This window comes from Paenalicyclobacillus ferrooxydans (assembly GCF_001399675.1).
GTDB lineage: Bacteria > Bacillota > Bacilli > Alicyclobacillales > Alicyclobacillaceae > Alicyclobacillus_B > Alicyclobacillus_B ferrooxydans.
This window is the reverse complement of the sequence record NZ_LJCO01000079.1, coordinates 126,499-149,205: the sequence shown is the minus strand read 5'-3', so window position 1 is coordinate 149,205 and position 22,707 is coordinate 126,499. Positions and strand designations below refer to the sequence as shown.

25 protein-coding genes are annotated in these 22,707 nt (G+C 48.2%); 6 read left to right on the top strand and 19 right to left on the bottom strand.

What is annotated here, in order from left to right; genetic code table 11:
• Positions 1-104: 104 nt before the first annotated feature.
• Positions 105-311: a hypothetical protein gene (locus tag AN477_RS18630; RefSeq protein ID WP_054970677.1), complete on the bottom strand. Its 207-nt coding sequence runs from the start codon at positions 309-311 to the stop codon at positions 105-107.
• A gap of 5 nt (positions 312-316) precedes the next feature.
• Positions 317-1,081 (bottom strand): COG4280 domain-containing protein, encoded by a 765-nt coding sequence (locus AN477_RS18625; protein WP_054970676.1) that lies wholly within the window; start codon positions 1,079-1,081, stop codon positions 317-319.
• 603 nt (positions 1,082-1,684) lie between these two features.
• Here AN477_RS18625 and asnS point away from each other — a divergent pair.
• Entirely contained in the window at positions 1,685-3,034 is a 1,350-nt protein-coding gene (gene asnS / locus AN477_RS18620; RefSeq protein ID WP_054970675.1) for an asparagine--tRNA ligase, read from the top strand.
• Between the two features lie 136 nt (positions 3,035-3,170).
• Here asnS and AN477_RS24715 read toward each other — a convergent pair whose 3' ends face one another.
• The 5 genes from AN477_RS24715 to AN477_RS18600 form a co-directional block, all read right to left on the bottom strand.
• Positions 3,171-3,320, bottom strand: a complete 150-nt coding sequence (locus tag AN477_RS24715) for a hypothetical protein (protein ID WP_157062056.1) — start codon at positions 3,318-3,320, stop codon at positions 3,171-3,173.
• Between the two features lie 97 nt (positions 3,321-3,417).
• Positions 3,418-3,720: an alpha/beta hydrolase family protein gene (locus AN477_RS26030; RefSeq protein WP_483823601.1), complete on the bottom strand. Its 303-nt coding sequence runs from the start codon at positions 3,718-3,720 to the stop codon at positions 3,418-3,420.
• A gap of 28 nt (positions 3,721-3,748) precedes the next feature.
• The gene (locus AN477_RS25550) at positions 3,749-4,072 is read right to left on the bottom strand and encodes an alpha/beta hydrolase family protein (protein WP_054970673.1); all 324 of its coding nucleotides are present in this window, start codon (positions 4,070-4,072) and stop codon (positions 3,749-3,751) included.
• Between the two features lie 44 nt (positions 4,073-4,116).
• Positions 4,117-4,770, bottom strand: a complete 654-nt coding sequence (locus tag AN477_RS18605) for an SdpI family protein (RefSeq protein ID WP_245631890.1) — start codon at positions 4,768-4,770, stop codon at positions 4,117-4,119.
• Positions 4,763-5,038: an autorepressor SdpR family transcription factor gene (locus tag AN477_RS18600; RefSeq protein WP_054970672.1), complete on the bottom strand. Its 276-nt coding sequence runs from the start codon at positions 5,036-5,038 to the stop codon at positions 4,763-4,765. The genes AN477_RS18605 and AN477_RS18600 overlap by 8 nt, the downstream gene beginning before the upstream one ends.
• A 150-nt stretch (positions 5,039-5,188) precedes the next feature.
• On the opposite strand from AN477_RS18600, the gene AN477_RS18595 reads away from it, so the two are divergent.
• Positions 5,189-6,232 carry a glycosyltransferase family 2 protein gene (locus AN477_RS18595; RefSeq protein ID WP_054970671.1) on the top strand — a complete coding sequence of 348 codons (1,044 nt, stop codon included), beginning with the start codon at positions 5,189-5,191 and terminating at the stop codon, positions 6,230-6,232.
• Here AN477_RS18595 and AN477_RS18590 read toward each other — a convergent pair whose 3' ends face one another.
• The 5 genes from AN477_RS18590 to kdpF form a co-directional block, all read right to left on the bottom strand.
• Positions 6,233-6,880: a pentapeptide repeat-containing protein gene (locus AN477_RS18590; RefSeq protein ID WP_054970670.1), complete on the bottom strand. Its 648-nt coding sequence runs from the start codon at positions 6,878-6,880 to the stop codon at positions 6,233-6,235. It abuts the gene before it with no gap.
• Between the two features lie 152 nt (positions 6,881-7,032).
• Positions 7,033-7,602, bottom strand: a complete 570-nt coding sequence (gene kdpC / locus AN477_RS18585; protein WP_054970669.1) for a potassium-transporting ATPase subunit KdpC — start codon at positions 7,600-7,602, stop codon at positions 7,033-7,035.
• Positions 7,603-7,615: 13 nt separating this feature from the next.
• On the bottom strand, positions 7,616-9,676 hold the full coding sequence (gene kdpB, locus AN477_RS18580; RefSeq protein WP_054970668.1) for a potassium-transporting ATPase subunit KdpB: 2,061 nt from the start codon (positions 9,674-9,676) through the stop codon (positions 7,616-7,618).
• 38 nt (positions 9,677-9,714) lie between these two features.
• Complete coding sequence (gene kdpA / locus AN477_RS18575) at positions 9,715-11,421, bottom strand: potassium-transporting ATPase subunit KdpA (protein WP_083486446.1); 1,707 nt, start codon at positions 11,419-11,421, stop codon at positions 9,715-9,717.
• A 22-nt stretch (positions 11,422-11,443) separates the two neighbouring features.
• Positions 11,444-11,521, bottom strand: a complete 78-nt coding sequence (gene kdpF, locus AN477_RS25945) for a K(+)-transporting ATPase subunit F (protein ID WP_425388199.1) — start codon at positions 11,519-11,521, stop codon at positions 11,444-11,446.
• Between the two features lie 481 nt (positions 11,522-12,002).
• Between kdpF and AN477_RS18570 the strand changes: the two genes are divergently transcribed.
• On the top strand, positions 12,003-12,695 hold the full coding sequence (locus tag AN477_RS18570; protein WP_054970667.1) for a response regulator: 693 nt from the start codon (positions 12,003-12,005) through the stop codon (positions 12,693-12,695).
• Between the two features lies 1 nt (position 12,696).
• Here AN477_RS18570 and AN477_RS18565 read toward each other — a convergent pair whose 3' ends face one another.
• The 3 genes from AN477_RS18565 to AN477_RS18555 form a co-directional block, all read right to left on the bottom strand.
• Complete coding sequence (locus AN477_RS18565) at positions 12,697-14,526, bottom strand: prenyltransferase/squalene oxidase repeat-containing protein (protein ID WP_083486444.1); 1,830 nt, start codon at positions 14,524-14,526, stop codon at positions 12,697-12,699.
• Between the two features lie 572 nt (positions 14,527-15,098).
• Complete coding sequence (locus AN477_RS18560) at positions 15,099-15,440, bottom strand: hypothetical protein (RefSeq protein ID WP_054970665.1); 342 nt, start codon at positions 15,438-15,440, stop codon at positions 15,099-15,101.
• A gap of 85 nt (positions 15,441-15,525) precedes the next feature.
• Complete coding sequence (locus AN477_RS18555; RefSeq protein ID WP_054970664.1) at positions 15,526-16,407, bottom strand: MYG1 family protein; 882 nt, start codon at positions 16,405-16,407, stop codon at positions 15,526-15,528.
• 129 nt (positions 16,408-16,536) lie between these two features.
• Here AN477_RS18555 and AN477_RS18550 point away from each other — a divergent pair, with 129 nt between their 5' ends.
• On the top strand, positions 16,537-17,100 hold the full coding sequence (locus AN477_RS18550) for a hydrolase (protein ID WP_054970726.1): 564 nt from the start codon (positions 16,537-16,539) through the stop codon (positions 17,098-17,100).
• 14 nt (positions 17,101-17,114) lie between these two features.
• On the opposite strand, the gene AN477_RS24710 is transcribed toward AN477_RS18550, so the two are convergent.
• From AN477_RS24710 to AN477_RS18540, 3 genes are all read right to left on the bottom strand, one after another.
• Positions 17,115-17,288, bottom strand: coding sequence for a hypothetical protein (locus tag AN477_RS24710; protein ID WP_157062055.1), 174 nt, complete (start codon positions 17,286-17,288; stop codon positions 17,115-17,117).
• A gap of 104 nt (positions 17,289-17,392) precedes the next feature.
• On the bottom strand, positions 17,393-17,719 hold the full coding sequence (locus AN477_RS18545) for a hypothetical protein (protein ID WP_054970663.1): 327 nt from the start codon (positions 17,717-17,719) through the stop codon (positions 17,393-17,395).
• A 190-nt stretch (positions 17,720-17,909) separates the two neighbouring features.
• Positions 17,910-19,319 (bottom strand): polysaccharide deacetylase family protein, encoded by a 1,410-nt coding sequence (locus AN477_RS18540; RefSeq protein WP_054970662.1) that lies wholly within the window; start codon positions 19,317-19,319, stop codon positions 17,910-17,912.
• A gap of 992 nt (positions 19,320-20,311) precedes the next feature.
• On the opposite strand from AN477_RS18540, the gene AN477_RS18535 reads away from it, so the two are divergent.
• Both AN477_RS18535 and AN477_RS18530 read left to right on the top strand, forming a co-directional pair.
• A complete protein-coding gene (locus AN477_RS18535) occupies positions 20,312-20,755 on the top strand; it encodes an NUDIX domain-containing protein (RefSeq protein ID WP_054970661.1) in 444 nt (147 codons plus the stop codon).
• 240 nt (positions 20,756-20,995) lie between these two features.
• Positions 20,996-21,676: a hypothetical protein gene (locus AN477_RS18530; protein ID WP_157062053.1), complete on the top strand. Its 681-nt coding sequence runs from the start codon at positions 20,996-20,998 to the stop codon at positions 21,674-21,676.
• 126 nt (positions 21,677-21,802) lie between these two features.
• On the opposite strand, the gene AN477_RS18525 is transcribed toward AN477_RS18530, so the two are convergent.
• A complete protein-coding gene (locus tag AN477_RS18525) occupies positions 21,803-22,675 on the bottom strand; it encodes a DMT family transporter (RefSeq protein ID WP_054970659.1) in 873 nt (290 codons plus the stop codon).
• Positions 22,676-22,707 lie beyond the last annotated feature (32 nt).

Sequence of the window (22,707 nt, the reverse complement as noted above, 5' to 3'; positions counted from 1 at the left end):
CAAAGTCGCCGCAGCGATTCAAAATATGCAGGACGTACGGAGACAGTTTTTTTTGCAAGATGGCTTAGCGTATCCCACTGGAGCAGATTACATATGCAGAGACGTTACTTGCGATCAACTTTAAGCTTCAGTTGGTGTTCCACAGAAATAATCAAGGCTGCGACGAGACTGATCCAAATGATGAGAGCCCCAATAAACTCTAGACGCAACACCATGGATACCACCGCACTGATCACCAGGCCAATCACTAATGTCCAGGCCAGCCGTCCATCGTCAACCAACAACCCCCAGAGTGTTTTCAATACCTTCATTGCGGCTATGCCCCCATCGATGTGGATTGATGCTGCCGTGTTGCTAGGCGTGCTTTAGAACGAGATACCAAAATCCAAGATAGAACTAGGAGAGACGCGGCAATATACAAAATCGACAGGTCTTTCTGTGGCCAGTTTACGTGCAAGCCCTCACCGACCCAGAAACCACCGAAGCTTGTTAACATCACGCCAACGATGAACTTCATCGTATTCTCAGGCACCTTTGTCAGTGGACTTCTGAGCAAAACGCCAACAATCAATAAAATGATTGTTGCGACAACAGCCCCCGCGATGGAAAAGGTCATGTTACTTGTACTGAGTCCAATTGTGATGACGATAAAGATGGCCTCGAGACCTTCAAGAAACGTGACACCAAGCGTGGTTGCAAAGCCGAACTTGTCAATTCCACTTGAGGTCCGGCCTGCCTGTTTCTGGCGCTCCAACTCTTCTTCATAGCTTTCTGATTCATCATGCAACGCCTTTAACCCGGAATATCGCAAAATTGCCTTGCGCAGCCAGCGAATACCGAACAGCAACATAAACAGTCCCACGATTAAAGCGACCCAGGGCGTCTTGATTACCTGAACCAGAGGGGCTCCAATTCCGGCAACAAGGACGGCCAGTATGACGATTGCAGTAAAGGCACCGGTCAGTGCAGTCTTCCATCCTCGTGTCACGCCTACTGCAAGAATAATCGTTAAAGCCTCTACAAATTCTACACTCGTTCCTAAAAAGCTTGCAAAAGCAGAGTACAAATCTAAAGCAAGCATTGCTTCACCTCATTTTACTGTTCAAATATTACGATCAGGATGTCCTATCCGCCTTTCAGTGCGAGAGTCGAGAAGGTCAACGCGAAAGACACCAAATGAAATGATAAGAAAAAACGATCCATAATGCAGCGTCACACCATGTCTTTTTATCACCCCCAAAGGGTCAAGAAAGTGGGTGTTCATTGCGGTGAATTTAACATAATCAAGCAAAAAATGCAACGATCGTTTCATTTCGACAGACGGATGTCAAATCACGGGAATCTACCCATGCAGATGGTCCATTATGCCCAAGGATTCATCTGCCTGAAAGTCCCATGATTGAGATGATAACCGCTGTCGAAACGTGTATAATGCAAAACAAATCCATGACGTGGACAAGTAACCTTGAACCAGATATGCAGAGGGCGGTTTCTTGGCTGGACGAACAGCTGTCTGGCGAAGCGAATAACACCACTGAGATACCATTCGAAACGACTTGTGTCCACAATAGATCATAGGTGGGATCTGTCGTGCACATCGACAGATAGTCCTGTTCTACTGCTCCGATCACTTTACTGTTTACATAGGCGAATGCCAGAAAATTCTTTGAAGGGATTAGTGAACATGAAGCGATTTACAGTGAAAGAGTTATTTGCGCACGCATCAGCCTTGGCGAATCAAAGCGTTTCAGTAACAGCATGGGTTCGAACTGTCCGTGACTCCAAGACCTTCGGTTTTCTAGAGTTGAACGACGGCAGCTTCTTTAAAAACGTCCAGGTCGTATTTGATAGTGATCTTGAAAATTTCAGTGATGTAGCAAAATTACCCATAAGCTCCACCGTCACTGTCGAAGGTACACTGATATACACGCCTGACGCAAAACAGGCGTTTGAAATCCGAGCAGCGCAGGTTCGCATTGACGGCTACTCCGTATCTGACTATCCGCTTCAGAAGAAACGCCATTCATTTGAGTACCTGCGAAGCATTGCGCATTTACGCCCACGTACCAACACCTTTTCTGCCGTCTTCCGGGTTCGCTCGCTTGCTGCGTTCGCCATCCATCAATTCTTCCAAGAACGGGGTTTTGTGTACGTCAACACACCAATCATCACCACAAGCGATGCTGAAGGTGCCGGAGAAATGTTTCGTTTAACGACGGGCACGAACGACGAGTTTTTTGGAAAGCCGGCATCGTTGACCGTAAGTGGTCAATTGAATGCGGAAGCCTATTCACTTGCTTTTGGAAATGTGTACACATTTGGACCGACGTTTCGTGCCGAAAACTCTAACACAGCAAGGCACGCTGCCGAGTTTTGGATGATTGAACCGGAAATGGCCTTTGCTGAATTAGCAGATCTCTTGATGGTTGCTGAAGATATGGTGAAGCACGTGATTCATTACGTGCTGGAGCACGCGCCAGAGGAAATGGCATTCTTCGATCAATTCGTTGAGAAAGGCCTGCTTGCGAGGTTACAGCACGTTGTAGAAAGCGACTTTGCTCGTGTGGGCTATTCGGAAGCGATAGAGCTGCTTAAGACCGCAAAGGTCGACTTCGAATATCCAGTTTCTTGGGGGCTAGACCTGCAAAGCGAACATGAAAGATACCTCTGTGAACAGGTTTTTAAACGTCCTGTCTTTGTTACAGATTATCCGAAGGACATCAAGGCGTTTTATATGCGTATGAACGATGACGGAAAAACCGTGGCGGCAAGCGACTTGCTGGTGCCAGGCATCGGTGAACTCATTGGCGGAAGTCAACGTGAGGAGCGTCTAGAGGCTCTTAAAAAACGCATGGTTGAGATGGGATTAAATCCTGAAGAATACGCATGGTACCTTGAATTGCGTGCCTATGGTGAAACGAAACATGCTGGTTTTGGTCTTGGATTTGAGAGACTCCTGATGTATTTAACAGGGATGTCAAATATTCGCGATGTGATTCCGTTTCCTCGCACTGTCGGTCACGCTGAGTTCTAGACTAAATTTTAGTAAAAAGGGGTGGCTGTCACTGCAAGCGCCCCTTTTTAGTTCCACGCTGCATAGGCAAGCCGTTAGTCAGATATGTTCCAGGCGCCGCGCCTCACGCCGTAGTCCGGAAAACAATCTTCATCAACTAGTCGCGCTTCTTTAGCGGCATTTTTACGGTTGATATAATGACGGGATGGCCCGTTTGGTTCACCACGTGCGGGCTCGATGTCACGACGCCGGTGCCATTTTGTTTGTCGAGAAGGTCTTCAATCATACTCGTCGAAATATTTCGCATACACGTTCTGCACACTCCCCTTATCTGCGGCACTTATCCGATTCTTACCCCGTTCGGCATTGCTTCCGTGCATCTCCCTTGAGAACGGAAGTGCGCATCAATCCCTCAGCGTATTGACACTGAAAATCCAGTCGGCAACATCATGTATCACTTGTTGATCAATCCGCTGGGCAACCTGGTACTCCTTTTTTGCCTTTAGTATTTTTCCATATACAGATGGCATAAACACATGATTTAGATTCGGGTATAGTTTAAATGTTACATTAGGTTTGTCACATAATAAAGCTCTATAGGCATTAAAATCCCTTTCAACAGATACCTGAAAATCCTTATCTCCTTGCAGAATGAGAACTGGTTTTTGTAATTTGCTCAGATAACTGACGGCTTGATGTTCACCCATCTCTTTGAAGTAATACGCTCGTGCATGTTTACCCAAGACCAGGGCGGACTTTGCTTCTTCGTCCGTCAGGTTGTAGATGGTATGAAATTTCGATGATAGCTTTGCAATCTGTTTCTTCGCGATGATTTGTACTCTTGTCATAACGCAACACTGCAATTCCTTTTTGCGACAATCCTTGAGCAAGGTCCTTAAACGGGGTGATATTCCCGACCTTTTCATCCATATTGCTCGGACCAGAGCCATGAACCAGGACCACTGCAGGGAGTAATTCCTTCGTTCCATCAGGAATGGCTAATCTGCCATTTAGCGGGTAATTCGTCTCAGCCCCCAAGACAATTTTTTCATCACTCACCGGGCTCACCTCCAACGTTTAGAACCACAATGCAACGCATGCCTTTATCCAAGGTTGCGACCGTCTTTCGCGTAAAAATACGACGCCACAATCGTAATGAGTGCCCACAAGAGAACGGGCACCAGAGCCGCCAATATCATCAGCTTGCTTATTGGCAAAACCCAAGCAAGAATGATAATCAAAATGCCCATTGGTATTCCCAACTGTCCGCCCAAGCGATGCGTTTTCTGCCAGCTCTCTTCGCTTGACAGTGTCCACGGTGTGCGAATGCCTACCCACCAATTCGACTGCAGACGCGGCAATACATTTGCAATCAGCATAAACATGATTCCGTATGCGGTCGGAGCGAAACGCATAGACCCAATGTGCAACAGGTGTCCTAATACGGTGACATAAATTAAGCCAATACACACAATAATGACCCCGCCGATATATCGATACGTTGACCAAAAAGACTCGTAGTTTCTTTTCTTAGGGTCAATCCTCCACAACACGTGCCAAAAGAGTATGATGACGAGCATGATTGCCGGTTCGTACACAACCGCCGCTAGACGCGAAATGAAGAGAGCAGGTTTTCCAGCCGAATTAACATGACTCGGAACTTGTGCAGGGAGATGAAAGTACGCAACACACCCCAGCGCAATCACTACAATCCACGCGAGCCAGCCCCACCAGGGCATTACCCTTTTCTCATTCATCACTATCACCACCTCCGAAGTGTTCGAGCAGCCATGCAAGCCATTCTTGTAAAATTGTTGTGTTGAGCCTATAAATAATAAAAGTTCCCTCTCGTTGGTCCACAACCAAATTGGCATGTTTAAGCACTGTTAAATGACGACTGATTGTCGGTTGCGCATGTGTAAAGTGATCCGCAATTTCACCTGCTGTTTTTGGCCCTTCCTTCAATAATTCGATGATCTTTCTCCGTGTTGCGTCAGACATTGCCTTGAAAACACTCTCATTCATCGTCCATCACAGACCTTCCTTGCCGTATCGTAATAACGATTTCCGAGCAAATTCATTATATAGCTAAATGGCTAATAAGTAAATAATCACTGCTAAAACAGGCCCAAGACGATCACCACTACCTTCGACAAGCCGTGCTACAATGGGTGCATGAAAACCGATGAGCAGATTACCAGATTAATACAACAACACAAGTTTGACAGTGCACGCTACGGTTGTATCGACCGCCTAAAACGTAGTCGCCTTGACGCCCAAGCCTGGGTCTTTCTCAGTCAAACGATGGTCGGTCTCAAGCGCGGCGATATGGCGAAACTGTGCTTACAGCGTGCCGCGTTGCTTGCTCCCTTCGCAGACTTTCGGCAAGCCTGGAACGATACTGAGCGCGTGGGACGTGGGTCCCCGGATAAACAGGTTCAGACGTTGCTCGACACCGAGCACGTGCCCGTTTCAGCCTGTGTCCTTACACTCGACAGTTCTCGCACGATCCGCCAGTGTATCGCGGCTCTCGTGCCGGCTGTAGACGAGATTGTTGTTGTCGACACCGGCTCGCAGGACGATACAGTACAAATCCTTGAATCGCTCGGTCTCGACGTGCATTATTTTGAGTGGATTGACGATTTCTCCGCTGCACGGACGTATGCAGAATCACTGGCCGCGCATGATTGGATCATCACCGTGGATTCCGATGAGATCCTGGTTCTGTTCGATGTCAACACTATAAGAGTGGCTGCGGCGTTGTTCAATGGGACCGGAATGGCGCTCAATGCCATTCAACTCAATCGGATCGGTGAGCGCGTTGTTAATGTCCACCCCACCGCAAGGATGTATCAAAAAAGCACCGGCATCCGCTGGCGCTACCCCATTCATGAACAGCTCGAAACCCGTCAAGGACATGAAGTGAGCCGCTTGCAAACGCAGGACGTCAACATTCAATTGCTGCACGATGGATACGACAACACTGCCACAAGTCAGATTGCAAAGGTCGAACGAAACATCCGCATCATCAGGTCAGTACTTGCCAGTGAACCAACGCACCCCGTCTTTCTGTTTTATCTGGCAAGAGAACTTCAAAAACTAGGTCATTCAGATGAGGCGCAGTCTTCCATCGAGTCAGCCATCAAGCACGAGGATGGGACGACAGGCATGCGCGGTGAAATGGAGAAATTACAAGCCTCCATCCGAGCTCATTCGTAGTTAGTCTTTTACTGTAAGTCCGAACAACTTTGCGAACGCAATGGCTTGGCGCGGAGAAACTTCGCATCCCGCCAAGTTATCGATTGATACCCGAATTTTCTCAAAAGAACAAGTGCTGATGTCGATCCCTTTGAGGGAAACCTGCGTGAAATCGGCATCATCGAGATCACATCGGTCGAGAATGATGTTTTGAAACATCGCGTTGAAGAAATGGGAGCCACGCAACAAGCACGCTTCAAAATGCACCTGTTTTAAGCGAGACTCCGCAAAATTACTCATGTTCAAGTGGCAATCCTCAAACAGTACGTTCCCCAGGGTCGAGTTGGACACATCGAGTCCCAGGAGTTTGCAGTGTCTAAACTCTGCTCGATGTATCGTCCCTCCACATAAACGTGCATTTGATAGATTACAGTTGTCGAAAATCACGTCGGTTGCATCAATGTTCATTAGGGTGCTGTCCACGAAAGAGACATTCTTAATTATGGCTCGGGAGATGATGAGCCGGTCGACTGACCGGTCGTCCATCTGAGAATTGGACACCGAACAGTTGACCAGTTCAAGCTCTTCCTCATCAAAAACATCTTCTAAGTTGACTGTTGCTAAGCCAGGTAAAAGCTTTGCGCGTTCAAGCTTTGTCGTTTTTGTCACTGTTACACCTCGAAACTACCTTGTGGATGCCGCTTTCTGTCTGCAATGTGGCAACGTTGACATATGCAGGACGGGGTCTGGTGAGACTCACATCCTGCATATGCCGCTTCGTTAACTAAGCACCGTGATCTTAAGGCACGCCAAGTAAAATTCTACTTTCCTCGTTGCTGCAGAAGGGCCAGGTTCAATTTCATGACATTTACCATCGGTTGCCCCCAAATGCCTAAAAATCGTCCCTGTTCGTTGCGGTTGATGAGTGCCATTAAAACCTGTTGACTCAGACCCGTCGCCTTTGAAATTCTCGGCACTTGGATTTTCGCGTCCTGAATTGAAATGTCAGGGTCTAACCCCGAGGCCGAAGACTCCACCATATCTGGTGGTATTTGCGAGACTGGTGTGCCAGGGTTTTGCTGTTCTACGGTTTGAATATTTCCCTTGATTTCTTTGATCAAAGCTGGGTTCGTCGGTCCTAAATTTGACCCTCCTGAACCGTTTCCCGCGTAGTTGACTGCGGACGGCCGGTAATGAAAGAGCCCAGGATTTGTCACGTTCTGTGCAATCAGCATCGATCCAACCACACGTCCATGAAGCTTAATCATACTGCCGTTTGCATGATACGGAAACAACAATTGACCAATTCCAGTGACTATCAAGGGGTAAATCAACCCCAGCAGGACAACAGACACCACCAAAAACCGAAGAGAGCGCCAAAGATTTACCATTTTTCATCGCTCCTTAAATATGTGCCAATCCGAGTGCCGTAATGATCAAATCAATGATTTTTATACCTACAAAGGGAGCAATCACGCCGCCGATTCCATAAATGAAAATGTTTCTCATCAGCATCGATGTCGCATTCATCGGACGGTATTTCACGCCTCTCATCGCGAGCGGTATCAACAGCGGGATAATAATCGCGTTAAAGATCAACGCGGATAAAATCGCGCTTCGAGGGCTCGTTAAATGCATGATGTTCAGAGCCTGTAATTGCGGAATCATCGCGATGAACATCGCCGGAATAATGGCGAAGTACTTCGCCACATCGTTTGCGATGGAAAATGTGGTGATCGCGCCGCGCGTAATGAGAAGCTGCTTGCCAATCGAAACAACTTCAATCAGTTTGGTCGGATCCGAATCGAGATCGACCATGTTTCCTGCTTCCTTGGCTGCAGGCGTACCTGTGTTCATAGCCAGTCCTACGTCGGCTTGCGCCAACGCCGGAGCATCGTTTGTGCCGTCACCAGACATGGCGACCAATTTGCCCTGTGCTTGCTCCTCTTTAATCAACCGCATCTTATCTTCCGGTTTAGCTTCCGCGATGAAATCATCGACGCCGGCTTCCTTCGCGATGGTCGCTGCTGTAAGCGGGTTGTCACCGGTGCACATCACCGTCTTAATCCCCATCTTGCGCAGTTCTTCAAATCGCTCTTTCATGCCAGGCTTGACGATATCCTTGAGGTAGATGAGACCGTACACCTCGTTGCCGCTGACGACAGCGAGTGGAGTACCACCTTCCATCGCAATTCGACTTGTTTTTGCCTCCAAGTCAGCAGGGACTTTTCCCCCGCGTTGTTGCACATATTGGCGGATGGCGTCTACGGCCCCTTTACGAGTCACCGTACCGTCAGGCAAATTGAGCCCACTCATTCGAGTATCTGCACTAAACTCGATGTTCTCTGCATCGTGGAATTCTTCGCGGACAAAAGACACACCGTTTTCCTTGCTAAGTTCGACCACCGAGCGTCCCTCTGGTGTTTCATCGAATAACGATGACAACACAGCGATCTCAATCAGCGACTTGTCCGTATGCTGTCCTACCGGTATGAACTCACTGGCTAAGCGGTTTCCAATCGTAATCGTACCCGTCTTATCGAGAATCAGCGTATTGACATCGCCTGCCGCTTCCACAGCTTTACCGGATTTTGCAATGACATTAAAGCGAATGACGCGGTCCATACCCGCAATTCCAATTGCAGACAAAAGCGCACCAATGGTTGTTGGAATGAGACAGACCAAAAGAGCAATCAGAGTTGCAATATCAATCGGCGCTCCAAGATAGGTCGCTATCGGTCGCAGCGTGTCGACAACAATCAGGAAAATGAGTGTCAGACCTGCCAGCAGAACGGATAATGCTAGTTCATTCGGCGTCTTTTGTCGGCTTGCCCCTTCGACCAAGCTAATCATCTTATCGAGAAACGACTCACCTGGGTCTGCTGTGATACGAATCACCAGTTCATCAGACAAAAGCTTTGTGCCACCGGTGACTGAGCTGAAGTCACCACCGGCTCCTCGAATCACAGGCGCTGATTCACCTGTAATTGCAGACTCATCAACGCTGCCGAGACCTTCAATGACCTCGCCATCCCCTGGGATTGCCTCACCCGCAAGGACTCGGACGATATCTCCGCGGCGCAGTGTAGTGGCCGGTATCCTCTCATACGTTCCGTCAGAACGTCGACGGTTCGCCGTGAGGTCCGTCTTCGATTTTCGAAGGGACTCTGCCTGAGCCTTTCCTCTGCCTTCCGCAATGGCTTCAGCAAAGTTTCCAAACAAAACGGTGATGAACAAAACCACAGTCACGAAAATATTAAACGCACGCTCTCCACTGCCAGGGCCGTAATGACCTCCAAACAGGTTTGGATCGAAACTGAGCAACAGCGTAATAACAAACCCGATTTCTACTACAAACATCACTGGACTCTTCACCATTGTTCGCGGGTCCAATTTTCGAAACGAGTCGACAATTGCATGGTTTACAATTGCGCCCGACAATCCTGCAGATTTACTGTTTGCCACTTCGAACCTTCCTTTCTACCGTTGGATCCACCGTCAAGCTATTTTGCGAGTTGACCAGCTATCATCTGCAGGTGTTCACCGATTGGACCAACTGCGACGGCTGGGAAGAACGTGAGTGCACCAACGATAATGATGACGGCAAGAAACACACCGCCAAACGAGAACGTGTTGGTTCTTAGCGTCCCTGCACTTTCAGGCACCACAGATTTTTTTACAAGCGAACCTGCCATGGCGAACATGGCTACCATGGAAACATAGCGTCCAAACAACATGACGAGCCCGATTGCAACATTGTAAAAGACTGTATTGCCATTCAATCCTGCAAAGGCTGAGCCGTTGTTTGCTGCACCAGATGTGAAGGCGTACAGAACCTCAGAAAAGCCATGCAATCCAGGGTTCGCCATCGACGATGTTCCAGCTTTTGTAACCAGTGCAATTGCAGTCGGAACTAAAATCACAAAGGGATGCACCAGCATCGCAGCAGTCGCCAGTTTAATCTCTCTCGCTTCAATCTTCTTGCCGAAAATTTCTGGCGTGCGTCCAACCATCAACCCTGACAAGAACACTGCAATGATGAGAAACATCAAAATGTTGAGCAAGCCTACACCGATGCCGCCGAAAACCGAGTTGAACATCATGAACACGATTGGCACCATACCGCCAAGCGGGGTTAAGCTGTCATGCATGGTATTGACTGCACCTGTTGTGAAAGCAGTGGTCGCCGCAACAAAAATACTGCTGAGGGATTGCCCGAAACGAACCTCTTTGCCTTCCATGTTTCCGCCACCGATGCCAAGCAGGTGGTGAACCAGCGGATCACCCGCCGATTCCGATGCGTAGACGGTAAACGCACCAGCAAGGAGTAAACCCGTCAGGAATACGTATAAAACAGCTGCCTGTTTCCGGTCCTTAATGAATTTCCCGAATGTGGTGACCAAGGCCGCCGGAATGAGCGCCATTGCCAATATCTCGAGAACCGTTGTAAGCGCGGTGGGGTCTTCAAATGGATGCGCCGAGTTGGCATTGAAGTAGCCGCCACCGTTTGTTCCGAGTTGCTTGATGGCCTCAAGTGATGCAACAGGACCCCGTGAAATGGTTTGAGTACCGCCTTGTAGAGTATGGGCGATTTGAGCACCGTGTAGTGTTTCTGGTAGTCCTAGTCCAACAAAGACGATGGCGAAGAGAAAAGCCAACGGAAGCAAAATACGGGTATGCACCTTCACGTAGTCAACCCAGAAGTTTCCTAGTGTTTTTCCTTTATTTGCAACCATCCCTCGCACAAAGGCGATGACTGCAACAACGCCAGCAGCGGCAGAGGTAAACTGCAAATAAGTGATGGCGGCCATCTGACCGAGATAGGACATCGACTGCTCACCAGCGTAATTCTGCCAGTTGGTATTTGTAATGAAGCTTGCTGCAGTGTTAAATGCCAAGTCCCAGCTCATTCCCTTAATGTGGTCCGGGTTGATGGGCAAGTGTCCTTGCAAAACAAAAATGATGTACACAAACAACGCCATCACAAACTGCACCAGCAGCCAAGACTTCGCATAACTCTTCCAATCCATTTCAGCATCCGGATTGATGCCCACAAACTTGTAAATAACCCGTTCAACAGGAGCGTAAACAGGCTCAAACCAATTTCTCTGCCCGGTAAACACCCGGTAAATGTATCCACCCATCGGAATGGCAAGCGCCAAAATCAACGCTACCACGGCGAGGATCCCTATCGTTCCTGCGAAAGTCACTTCATGTCACCTCCTCAAATCATTAAAATTTCTCGGGATTAAAAATTACGTACGTCAGATAGCACATTAGCAGTGCGGATACGATGAGAAGCACCCACATGGTGAACCCTCCAATCATGCTTTATCAAATAGATTTACTAACCAGGTGAAGATTCCATAGGAGATTGCGAATAACCCAATGCTCCATACGTAACCCATGAGTCCCCCTCCTCTGCTCCTCGGACGCTTGCAGAAAGTTAGGGGGTGACCCCTTTCGCCCAGAATTCTGAGGCCACCCCAAGTGGTACACGGACGATTGTAGGGCCACTCTGTGTCAAAATGGCGCAGAAGTTTGATGCTCTGACGTAAAAAAAACATAAGTACACACGTCTCGAGGCTTCACGATGTGCCGATTTGAATCATCGTGTGAATGTTGGGGCTTACCAGAGGAAAAGCGAGAAATGAGATTGCCTGAAAGGGTTTTATGGCAGGACATTTATGGATCTTTTACACGAACGTGTTCTTTTTCTACCCCATTTTTTACGTAGAGCTGTCCTAAAATGATGAGGTATCTGAGATAGCTGGGAAGGAGATGTGGGTTCGTGGGGGCGAAAATATTGATTATTGACGATGAGGAACAAATTTGCCGGCTGCTCCGTGTGACTTTACAGGTCCATGGATTCAGTACGATAGAATCTTTAACAGGTAAGGATGGTGTTCTTCAGGCCAGCATGACACGGCCGGACATCATCTTGTTGGACCTGACATTGCCTGACATGAATGGCATTGACGCATTATTGCAGATTCGAGAATGGTCGAATGTACCCATTATCGTCGTAACCGCACGAGATGACGAACAAGGAAAAGTCATAGCGCTGGATAACGGAGCAGACGATTACATCACAAAACCCTTTGGAACAGATGAATTAATGGCCCGTATTCGTGTCGCCCTTCGTCACAGTGTTCATCAACAGGATGAACCTGTTCTTAACTTGGGCCCAGTGACGATTGACCTGTCTCGTCGAACCGTTGAAAGGTATGGACAACCGGTCAAATTGAGTCCCATAGAGTACGACCTATTCAAAACTCTGGCTACGGAGGCGGGTCGAGTTATCACTCGTAACAAATTAGTGAGACTGGTCTGGAAAGAACAATCTTACGAAACAGCCAGTCATTATTTGCGCGTGTATATTGGCTATTTGAGAAAAAAGATAGAGGACGATCCAACCCATCCTACACTGATCGTAACCGAACCAGGTGTCGGTTACCGACTTGTTGTTGCCAAGCCGCACTAATTTACATCGGACCGAATTTTCGTCGCACCATGGAGAGTGCTATCAGCGGCCATACCTCAGGATAGCTATGGTAGCGAAGGTAGACTTGGCCAGTCACGCCCGACCCGGTAGGATACATCTCCCTCCATCCTCCCTCGTCATGCGCGGTGTCCAACAAGTAGTTGACGGCTTTGCGAATCTGAGAAGTGGGCTCTCGTACGGCAGAACACATTCCCATCAGAGCCCAGGCAGTTTGAGACGGTATGCTGGTTCCGAGCGGTACATAGGTTTTTTGTTCATCACTTCGACATGATTCGCCGAAGCCGCCGTCCTCGTTCTGGATCTGCGTGAGCCAGGCCAGTGCCCGCTGAACCGCAGGATGGCTGTGCCCTACCCCCACCCACCGCAATCCTTGTATTACGGCGGCTGTTCCATAGATATACGTAATACCCCAGCGGCCGTACCAACTCCCGTTTTCGTGTTGACGATTGAGCAGCCACACCTTGGCCCGTTCAGCAGCTTCGTGGATACGCGTAGCGTTTTTAATCGGAAAGGTTTTCGACCGGATCGACGTTAACATTCGGGTTGATCCCAACGTATGCAAAACGCGGGCAGTGATGTCTGGCGTGGACGGATCGAGAACGGTATCCTTCAAATCAGCCGGTGCGAACAGTTGGAGATAAGATTTGTTGCAGTTCCTGTCAAAGGGAGACCATCCACCATCATCATTCTGCATGGCTAGGAGCCATCTCGCACCTCTCTCCCATTCGCCCCGCCACCGACCCTGCCGTTTGTACGGGTACAGGGCTTTCAGTGCAGACAATGTATCATCGACGTCGGGATACCTGGTGTTGTCGCTGGAGAATCCCCATCCGCCCGGCACTGTAGCCGGAGTATGGTATTTCCAGTCTGACAACCGCGTCTGTTGCTGGGATATGAGGTAGGATGCAGCACCTTGCATGGCTGGATCATCAGGCGAGAAACCAGCAGCGGTGAGGGCTTGCATGGATAGCGACGTGTCCCACACGGTCGAGTTGAAGAATTGCTGATGAACCGTACGAGGTACTTTCATGTACGGCGATTTGAAGACCAAGAGACCCATCAGTCCCTGGATAGACCTGGTGAGAAGAGGATCCGTCTGCTGAAAACCGAGGGCTCGAAGGGCTAGGACGGCGAGGACAGTCGCAGACAAATACCCTGCTAAGGTTCCATCGGGCTCCATTCGTTCTAACAAAAATGATTTACAGTGTTCCATGACTGATGGGTTTGGATAGGAAATAGACAGATTGGGCGGCTGATGCTCTGGGTGAACCAAGTGACGCAGACTCATCTCAGACGGAAACGGAACAGTGTATTGTCGGTGTGACAAAATGAGGATGGACGGTAAATGAATCCTGGCTGGTGCGGTAACGTCGAACAAGCTGACAGGTTGCAACAGATCGAAGGAAATAAGGTTGAACGGAGGTACACGAATGGCGCTCCATGGGAGTTGACCAGCGGCAGCAAGAAGCACCTTCGTGAAGGTAGATGTTTCCGTGATACCGCCGTGATTTAAAATCATACACTCTGCATCTCTCATGTGCGGTGCCTGCTTCGGTTCTCCGGAAAGCAACAAAGCAAAGTAGGCTAAGGTGGTCAGGGAACTGTCCACCGTTTGATCAGGGTACAATGTCCAACTGCCACTCGACTGCTGGCGCTTTGAGATTGCCGCACAGAGCGGACGAATCAGCCGATGGTTCGATTGGCCGATGAGATGCAGAAAGATGACCATGACGGCCTCGGACATGGGAGTTACCTCACACCAATAACCGAAACTCCCGTTCGGTTGTTGATGCGACAAAATGCGTAGCACGTTTTTTCCAATGACAGCATCTATGCGGTGAGCCAGCAGAAAACACCCTCTCTGTGAGACGTGCCTACGGTGCGGATCTCGATATGTCGATGACTCAGCCTATGCTAAGATGACTGAAGTTGCGATGGCCCCTATGTTTTATGTACAAATCCAGAAAGTGTAAAACATACTGAATCCGAACAGATCAAGCCTTTGTAGACATTCTGTTTGCGGGATGGCTGTATGAGCGTGTCTTCCGTTGGGTTGAACAAGTGTTAAAGGGCATGACTACGGAAGGCTATGGTGTTGCAACGCATAAATGATCACCACAGCCGTCGTAATGTCAGCCATCGCAGCGAGAACCTGCATCCCAATCCAACAAAGTTTTTTCATTTCATTCGCACTCCCATTTGTTCCATATCATCAGGATATGCAATACAGAACCGGAGTGAGTTGGACAAACGTGGTTACCGACTTTCTCATTCAATCCTGGTATGGAATCTCGCCGATGGGCAAGTCTACGCGCTTGATAGGCAACAGGATATGAGTGACGTAACACTGCGTCGAGCTGCAGCAGCGAATCTAAAAAACCTTCAATAGTAATGATAGGTAACCGCTGCTATGATTGGGAGAATAAAGTTTGGCAGTCCAATGCATAAACAATAAATAGATGTCCTTATGGATTTCTGATTCAGCTTTTTAATTTTACCCGGTTGATTTTGGTACATTTCTTGGAAAGTACGTCTGATAAAGATGCTTCCTCCCCCGTCACCCGCATTCGGGCCGAGCCCTATCCCCGCTGCCAGAAGAAAAATGAAACCTACGATAATGTCTGCAAATATCCAACGACTATCATGGGTAAAAGCGTTGAGTAGAATCGTTGCCACGCTGACGACGGCGCTAATGGATACCGTAATTACCATCGACTTCTTCATCTTTTCAACCTCCGCGCCTGAAACGAAGTTCAGGATTCAGCATTTCGGTTGTTACGAAAAGAACATATTCATCATGACCTGATTTCTATTCTGCCAAGGCTAAATGAGCCATTTTCATAACACTTTCAAAACTCATTGCGCCGCCGATGAAACGTGCAGGGTGAACAAAAATGGCGTCGTCAATTCCAATGACCCTCCCTAGTTCGTCTTCCTGAAGTCCCGCCCAACTCTCGGGTAAGTTCTTCCTCGCATCAAAGTTGGCGGGGTCTTTTTGCACAGTTTGAATCCGATAGCCGCGATGTCTGTCCGGGAACACCACGAACAGCACCTCCTCATTCCTGTCTAGAGAAAGCAGCGTTTCAAGCCATGGGCAACCCTTATCAAGGACGAGAAGACGTGGATCTTCTCGATTTTTAAATGCCTCTTTGACAACATCTCGGGCGCGATATTGTGCAAGACGACTGTTCAAGTAATTGTGGAAAATAACTTTGACAAAGCCTGCTGCACGATAAAACGCAGTGTCTTCATCTTCATCACTATCAAAAGGTGGATTGAAGCCATTCACGATAAGGGGTAAAGAAATCAAAGGAATCGAGGTATCCACGTTAACACCATTGTCAACCGCATCAATCCCTTGAAAAAACCGTTCGTCCATCTCCTGATGAACGACTAAACGTTCATCGTCTGTAAGAAATGAAGCCAACTTCAGCAGCAGTTGCATTCCATAAGTGCGCCAAACCAAACCTGCAGCCGCGTACGGCACACCATTATCTCGGTAGGGCTTGCCGGTAAAATGATGATCGAGCGCTCCACCTCCAACATCAAATACGATATCTTGTTCGTCAAGAAGCTTATTATCCCGCGTCCTGGTGAGGGTGTGATTACCAAACAAGTCGGCCAAAATCACATACGCAACCACGTCATCGCAGTGAAAACTTCCATTATGCGTCCCAAGTTTTATCGTCACATTACATTTCTCCTTCTCGTACATTTGAGAATGGCTCATTCTTTATTCTTTATCAATTCACGGGTCAGTTCACCGGATCCGTTTTGAGGTGACCCTCGTATTTTGTATAATATTTTCCGAGGTGAAAATATGTTATACGAGCCATCAAAAACAGCCATTGTGGTGATTGACCTGCAAAAGGGAATTACAGCGTTCTCGACAACCCCTCTGTCTTCCAAAGAAGTGATTAACAATGCAGCAAAGTTGGTACAAAGATTTCGAGAGCAAAGTTCTCCGGTCTTCTTGGTACACGTTGGTCCACACGACGGAAAAGATGCGCTGCAACCAGTAACAGATCTTCCACCGCAGCAAGCACATGAACGTCCGAGAGATTGGGCGGAATTTGTAAGTGAGTTAAACGTGCAGCCCAGTGACCTCATTATTCGCAAACGCCAATGGGGCGCGTTCCACGGTACGGAACTTGATCTTCAACTTCGTCGCCGAGGAATCGATACCATTGTACTCTGTGGGATTGCCACGAGTATTGGTGTTGAGACAACTGCTAGAGAAGCCTACCAACATGGATACAATCAGATTTTTGTAAGTGATGCAACCACAGACTTGAACAACGAAACAAATCAAACTACATTTCAGTATGTCTTTCCGAAAATCGGTCGTATCCGCACAACACAAGAAGTACTTAACAACGAATGAATAAAGGCTGAAACTTAACACAAAGCCATCAGGCCAATCTCTTGTGAGTTGTGGAATGAGACCTTGAAATGAAGTGGGTAAGACAGCATGAATTGATGCTGCTGTTTTACCTGCTGTTTTACCTGATTTTTTGCGTCTGTGACCGCAGCCTCTTTCTCAGTATCCACCACCCTTGCGGTGATAAGCATACAAGGGAACATCCCATATCAGGAGCCAATGTACCGCGTTGGCACTCCCTTTGGGAATCAGGCCGGAATACTGTTCACCGCTCAGGACTGTTGCAAACCCTGCCTTATTGCGGATAGATAAAGTATATCGCGATGCTCGAAAGAAGCATCGGGACGCCGAGAAACAAAATAAACAAACCGAATCTTAAACCCTGCAGACGATTTTCGTTTCTCTCCTTCTGGTTGCGAAACCCATCACCAACGCGTCCCCTACCACTATTGTTTCCTGATCTTCCATACCCCCCGAACAAAGGACCAACCATACAGACCATCCCAATACCGCCTAAGACATTTGTGGTTTGTCCCCAGTTCCCAGTTACAACACTGTAGGCAATACCAACGCAACTGACGACAACACCGAGAGCAAACGAAACCCAATACATTCGTGACATTGTTCGTCTCCTTTCGAACTCGCAAGGAGTATTGTCCGACATACCTATCGTTATATTGTAATAGTACACTATGACAATAAAGGTGTAAAGATTTCCAAAAATAAAAACTACCCAGATATTGAGATTTTGAGAAAAGTATCGAGTTGCCCCGTCCTCCCAATGAATGTCTATGTACGCCATTCTTGCAATCCTATCTGAGCAGAGCCTGAAATACCGGACTCGAGCGCACCGGGTTGAAGTCCTTTTCCGTGCGTGCAGCAATCTTCGTAATCGTACTCAGTGCTTCGGCCTCCTTTAGGTATTCCACAACATGCTGTACGTCGCCGCGTCGGCCGTAAATACTTGCTATGCCATAGTAGGCCCAGGCTTTCCACCACTTTCCGCTCCCAAGGGGTATGGCGGTTTGATAAGTCGCAATCGCTTGATCGTAGTACCCGTAAAGCTCTAGTCCCAGCGCCTTATTGAACAGACCGTACCCATAGTTCGGCTGCATCTTCAGGGCTTCATCGATGAGGCTCATCCCTGAGTTGTAATGCCCAGCGTAACACAGTGCGATTCCCTTGATGGTGTAGGCTTTATAGTTTCCTGGATCCTCTACGATTGCCTTCGTCTCATCGTCGATGGCAATCTGATAATCGTGTTTTCCAAATGCTGCGGCCCCGGCCTGATAGAATCGCGCTCCTGCAATCGGGTCGGGAGTCGCAAGAGACGATGCGAGCAGTGAAGCAAACTGCTGTAAGGTTGTGGAATCGAGGACCGTCAATCTGTCGAGCGTAAGCGAACCTTGGGAGAGATTTGCGTATCCCTGATGTTGCGTAGTGGCCAACAGAAAACCGCGATGCTGAAGAATCTGCACGGTAGCAGATGTGTAACCACCATCCGGATAGCAAAAGTATTTGATTGAATGACCGGTTACTCCCTGAAGAAAAGTTACACCGTCATCAATCTCCTGCTGCTGGGCCGAGACGGAAAGCTTCGAAAGGTCATAATGATGCCCCGTGTGATCCTCGACGTCCACCAGACTAGACTTGGTGAACGCTTTGAGTTCGGACAGGGTCAGTGTCGGGAATGTCTTGTTGTTGTCAGCAGGATTGGTGTGAGTGAACCCACTGACAATGAAAAATGTTGCCTGGTAGTTGTATTTCTCCAACAAGGGCAGCACTTTTGTGTACATACTCTCGTACCCATCGTCAAATGTCAGTACGATAGGTCGGGACGGAAGTTTGTAGCCGTAATAAAACGCGGCATACAGTTGGCCTAAATTGATGGGATGGAATTGGTTGTACTTGAGCCAGGCAAACTCCTGTTCCAATTGTCCAGGCTTCAGGGTCGCAATATCGTCTGGTACGTAATCAGCATCATGGTACTCGAGAATCGGAACCGATATGGTGTAATTTGGGGCTTTGGTTTTTAAGACTTGATATGGCGTTGGGTCAGAAATCCACGTTGCATTCCCTCCAGTCCCCTTCGCCAGGCCAACGGACTGAACCGTTTTGGCTGGGACGGCGCTTTTTGACGTTCCAACTTGCGAAGACTGATTACATCCTGCCAGGATCAGCATGGTCGATGCCACAAGTATCATTTTGAGCCCTTGATTCATCGCCCACATCTCCTCTGAATGGAAGTGATGTATCTGGATATAATTGCATATCAGAATCTTATCGCGGATTGTGGGTCTCATCAACGGCACCGTAGCGGTATGCGGTCGACAAAGTGTCACAGAGTTGTTACAGAACCTCCACACTTACTCAATACGTTTTTCAGGAGCCCTTAATGTTTTTAGGCTAGGCTTGACAATAGGCGAACGGCGTGATGGCGTCGTTCAGAATCTGAATGGAGGGATACCAATGCTTTTGGTATACTTCGTCGTTGTCTCACTGCTCTTTATGGTGCTAAAGGCATTTTCACGATCCGTTCGTGACTCAGACTGACGCGGGAAACCAACATATGTAAGACGTACGAGTCTCCTCTGAGGAGGCTCGTATTTTTATACTTTAATCTAACCATTGCTTTAACAGGTCAGCCATTAACTGAAGCAGATAGTGAATCGATCGAAAGCACATCGGTCAATCGTTCCCCGGTTCAACGGGCTCATTTCTCCAAGTTCATTTTATAGGTATATTTATCCATATGATTGTTCTTTAATAAAGCTCTAACTTTTAACATGTAAAATACATGCATGCTAAACTATCGCCCGGTCTTCACCCCTCGCCGAAGACCATTGACATAGAACCGAGTGATTTTCACTCGGTTTTTTTATGTCCACAAAAAATCTCCAAATGCTAGATCCATTCTAAAAATTCAAGACGGTTCCCAAATGGGTCATGCAGATAAAAGCGTTTAACCCCTTCATCTGTCCGCGCGTCGTCTTCCATGACATTCACTCGCTGTTCAAGCACGTAGTCGCGCAAGGCATCGATGTTCTGTACATGAAATGCGGGATGACGGATTGCTCTATGCTCTGCACCTCCACAAAGTTGCAGAATCCATGAGGCAACAAAGTCGATTGGGAACTTGGTCCAATAGGGTCATTCTACAGTATGTCAATCGATGTACGATATCTACAGGCATAAATGTGGAGAGGTGTATGACTTGGAACAACGGATCTCATTTGGTAAGCAGCAACAAGGCCAAAGTTACATACAGCGAACGGGTGTCTACGCTGTCATTCTCAGGTTCCAAGGAGGCCAAGTGGCTGTGATAAAAAACGAGAGAGGACTTTACTTTTTACCGGGAGGGGGTCTTGAGCCCGGTGAGGACCATACGACCTGTCTCGAACGTGAGTTGAGGGAAGAAACTGGGTACCAGATTCATATCGGACGGTACATCGGTCAAGCAGAGCAGTACCACATGTCTCTCCTCTGCCAGCCAATCCTCGGCATTGGACACTTCTATTTTGCGAAGATGCAAGACAAACTCCACGATCCAAGTGAACCAGGTGAGTTGGTGTGGTTGGACACTCGTCAGGCCAGCCAATCCTTGTTCCTTGAAAGCCAAGCTTGGGCTGTCTGCACTGCACTCAGGATGTCGCATTGAGGATGCAATGAAAATGCCCATAAACCGCCTTCGCTTTGGTCTAAAGGCTGTCCACACAGCATAGGAGATAGGTAGACACTAGACTAAGCGAGGTGGTCTGCCATTACCATAAAGCTTTCTATGAAACAGTCGGCAATTGTGGAAAGTCAAGTGCGAGCCATTGCCCGTTATCACGCACACCGCATTCAACCTTGCCTGGATTTCTATGAATCCCATGGTGTAATTAGAGGTAGAGGGACATTGTTTCGGCAGGAGTTCGAGCACAACCTTCGGGTGAAGGAACAGCTGAGCGAGATCGTCCGCGACGTCATAGACCCCACAGACGACCACTTGCAAACTATCATCCTCGAGTCTAAGGATCTCCTTGACGAGTTCACGGTCCTGTGGCGTTCAGAAGTATCTCGCCAACTTCAGTTTACGTGGAGGTTCGATCTCAAATATGCCTATCGCATCTGGACAAATCTAGCCGAATTATTAGACTCAGATGAGGATGTTGTTACTCTCGTTGACAAAGCCGAGCTGCTCGCAGCCTTGCGACGGGCAAATGACCCAAAATTGTGGGCCCGTTGCAGTCACATAGAATTCCCAAACGTATTTGCAGATACATCGCTCGTAGAACGTTCCTTCATTGGTGCAGAGGGGTGCCTCATTCAGAATGTCAGTGTCGGTACGCATCACATTCCACGTATTCACAATGAAACGGTAGATTATCTTATCAAGCGGCTGGGGACAGTCATTGAGACCGAGATGGCAACCCTTCAGGGTGATCCGATTGACGTATACGAGATGGGATTCTTGGCGGGGATAGAACGGTCCAGGAATGAAGCACTTGCGTTGCTAGCACCCGTCAAGACCCTAAGGGATGTCGTGAAGGATCGAGCTCGTAGCCCGGTTTTAACACTTAATACGGAAGTTCCTTGAAACGAGTTATCAGGTCAGCTAGGCTAATAAGCATCTAAGTTGTCTAAGTATCTAAATGGTTCCGTGTAAAAGCGCGACAGTTCATTTCTCTGTTGCGCTTTATACGTCCTTTTTTGTCTAATCCCGCTACGAATCGATCAGCGCCATAGAAGCGCTAACGACAATCAATGCCGCTCCAAGCCAAAAGGATATCCCGACTACTTCTCCGAGAATTAGCCACCCTAGAAATGTCCCGATGAGCGGCTGAAAGAAAAAGAACAATCCTCCCGATGATGCATCAAGCATCTGCAATCCCTTATTCCACAGGAAAAACGCACCCGCTGTTGAAATAACCCCCAAATACAGAACCCCACCCCACATGCTCGGTTGAAGCCATATTGTTAGTGGCGTATGGATGAACTGCGGAACAGCAATTGGCGATATACATACGGTCGCAATTGCAATCGCGTACATTGTTACCGTCAACTGCGAATAGTTTTGCGGAATGCGTTTCACGAGCACAGACATGAATGCCCATGTCAATGCCGCAATGACCAAGATTATCCCGCCAAGCACGTATGAATGGCTAAACCCTCCAATTCCCACAATCATGAAAACGCCAATCGTGGCTAGCCCAACCGACAATGCTCTACGAACTGTTATCTTTTCACCTGCAAGCATCCAAGCGAACACTACCATAAAGGCAGGCGTTGCTGATGTGATCATTGCTCCCATTTGCGCTGTTGAAAGTTTCGTGCCTAGGAACTGCGTCCATATGGATATCGCATACCCAACCATTCCTACCGCAGCTACCCAGGGAACATGCCGCCAACTTATCTTCCAGGATTGTTTGGTAACAACCACGGAAACGGCAAGTGCTATGAGGCCAACGACATACCGGAGCCAGACAAGTTCCATGGGCTGAACCGTTGTCAGGATTATCTTGCTGACCACATACATGCCGCCCCAGATACCCGCGGCAATTGCCATGTACAGGCCACCTGCATAGCGTGGATTCATCTTATCCCTCCGTCACGGGACGTTGATCTGGC

Bases quoted from the DNA above. Each gene is read 5' to 3' on its own strand.
- AN477_RS18630 (WP_054970677.1), bottom strand. From the start codon at position 311: ATGAAGGTATTGAAAACACTCTGGGGGTTGTTGGTTGACGATGGACGG.
- AN477_RS18625 (WP_054970676.1), bottom strand. From the start codon at position 1,081: ATGCTTGCTTTAGATTTGTACTCTGCTTTTGCAAGCTTTTTAGGAACG.
- asnS (WP_054970675.1), top strand. From the start codon at position 1,685: ATGAAGCGATTTACAGTGAAAGAGTTATTTGCGCACGCATCAGCCTTG.
- AN477_RS24715 (WP_157062056.1), bottom strand. From the start codon at position 3,320: ATGCGAAATATTTCGACGAGTATGATTGAAGACCTTCTCGACAAACAA.
- AN477_RS26030 (WP_483823601.1), bottom strand. From the start codon at position 3,720: ATGGGTGAACATCAAGCCGTCAGTTATCTGAGCAAATTACAAAAACCA.
- AN477_RS18605 (WP_245631890.1), bottom strand. From the start codon at position 4,770: ATGAATGAGAAAAGGGTAATGCCCTGGTGGGGCTGGCTCGCGTGGATT.
- AN477_RS18600 (WP_054970672.1), bottom strand. From the start codon at position 5,038: ATGAATGAGAGTGTTTTCAAGGCAATGTCTGACGCAACACGGAGAAAG.
- AN477_RS18595 (WP_054970671.1), top strand. From the start codon at position 5,189: ATGAAAACCGATGAGCAGATTACCAGATTAATACAACAACACAAGTTT.
- kdpC (WP_054970669.1), bottom strand. From the start codon at position 7,602: ATGGTAAATCTTTGGCGCTCTCTTCGGTTTTTGGTGGTGTCTGTTGTC.
- kdpF (WP_425388199.1), bottom strand. From the start codon at position 11,521: ATGTGGGTGCTTCTCATCGTATCCGCACTGCTAATGTGCTATCTGACG.
- AN477_RS18560 (WP_054970665.1), bottom strand. From the start codon at position 15,440: ATGAAGAAGTCGATGGTAATTACGGTATCCATTAGCGCCGTCGTCAGC.
- AN477_RS18550 (WP_054970726.1), top strand. From the start codon at position 16,537: ATGTTATACGAGCCATCAAAAACAGCCATTGTGGTGATTGACCTGCAA.
- AN477_RS24710 (WP_157062055.1), bottom strand. From the start codon at position 17,288: ATGCTTATCACCGCAAGGGTGGTGGATACTGAGAAAGAGGCTGCGGTC.
- AN477_RS18545 (WP_054970663.1), bottom strand. From the start codon at position 17,719: ATGTCACGAATGTATTGGGTTTCGTTTGCTCTCGGTGTTGTCGTCAGT.
- AN477_RS18540 (WP_054970662.1), bottom strand. From the start codon at position 19,319: ATGAATCAAGGGCTCAAAATGATACTTGTGGCATCGACCATGCTGATC.
- AN477_RS18525 (WP_054970659.1), bottom strand. From the start codon at position 22,675: ATGAATCCACGCTATGCAGGTGGCCTGTACATGGCAATTGCCGCGGGT.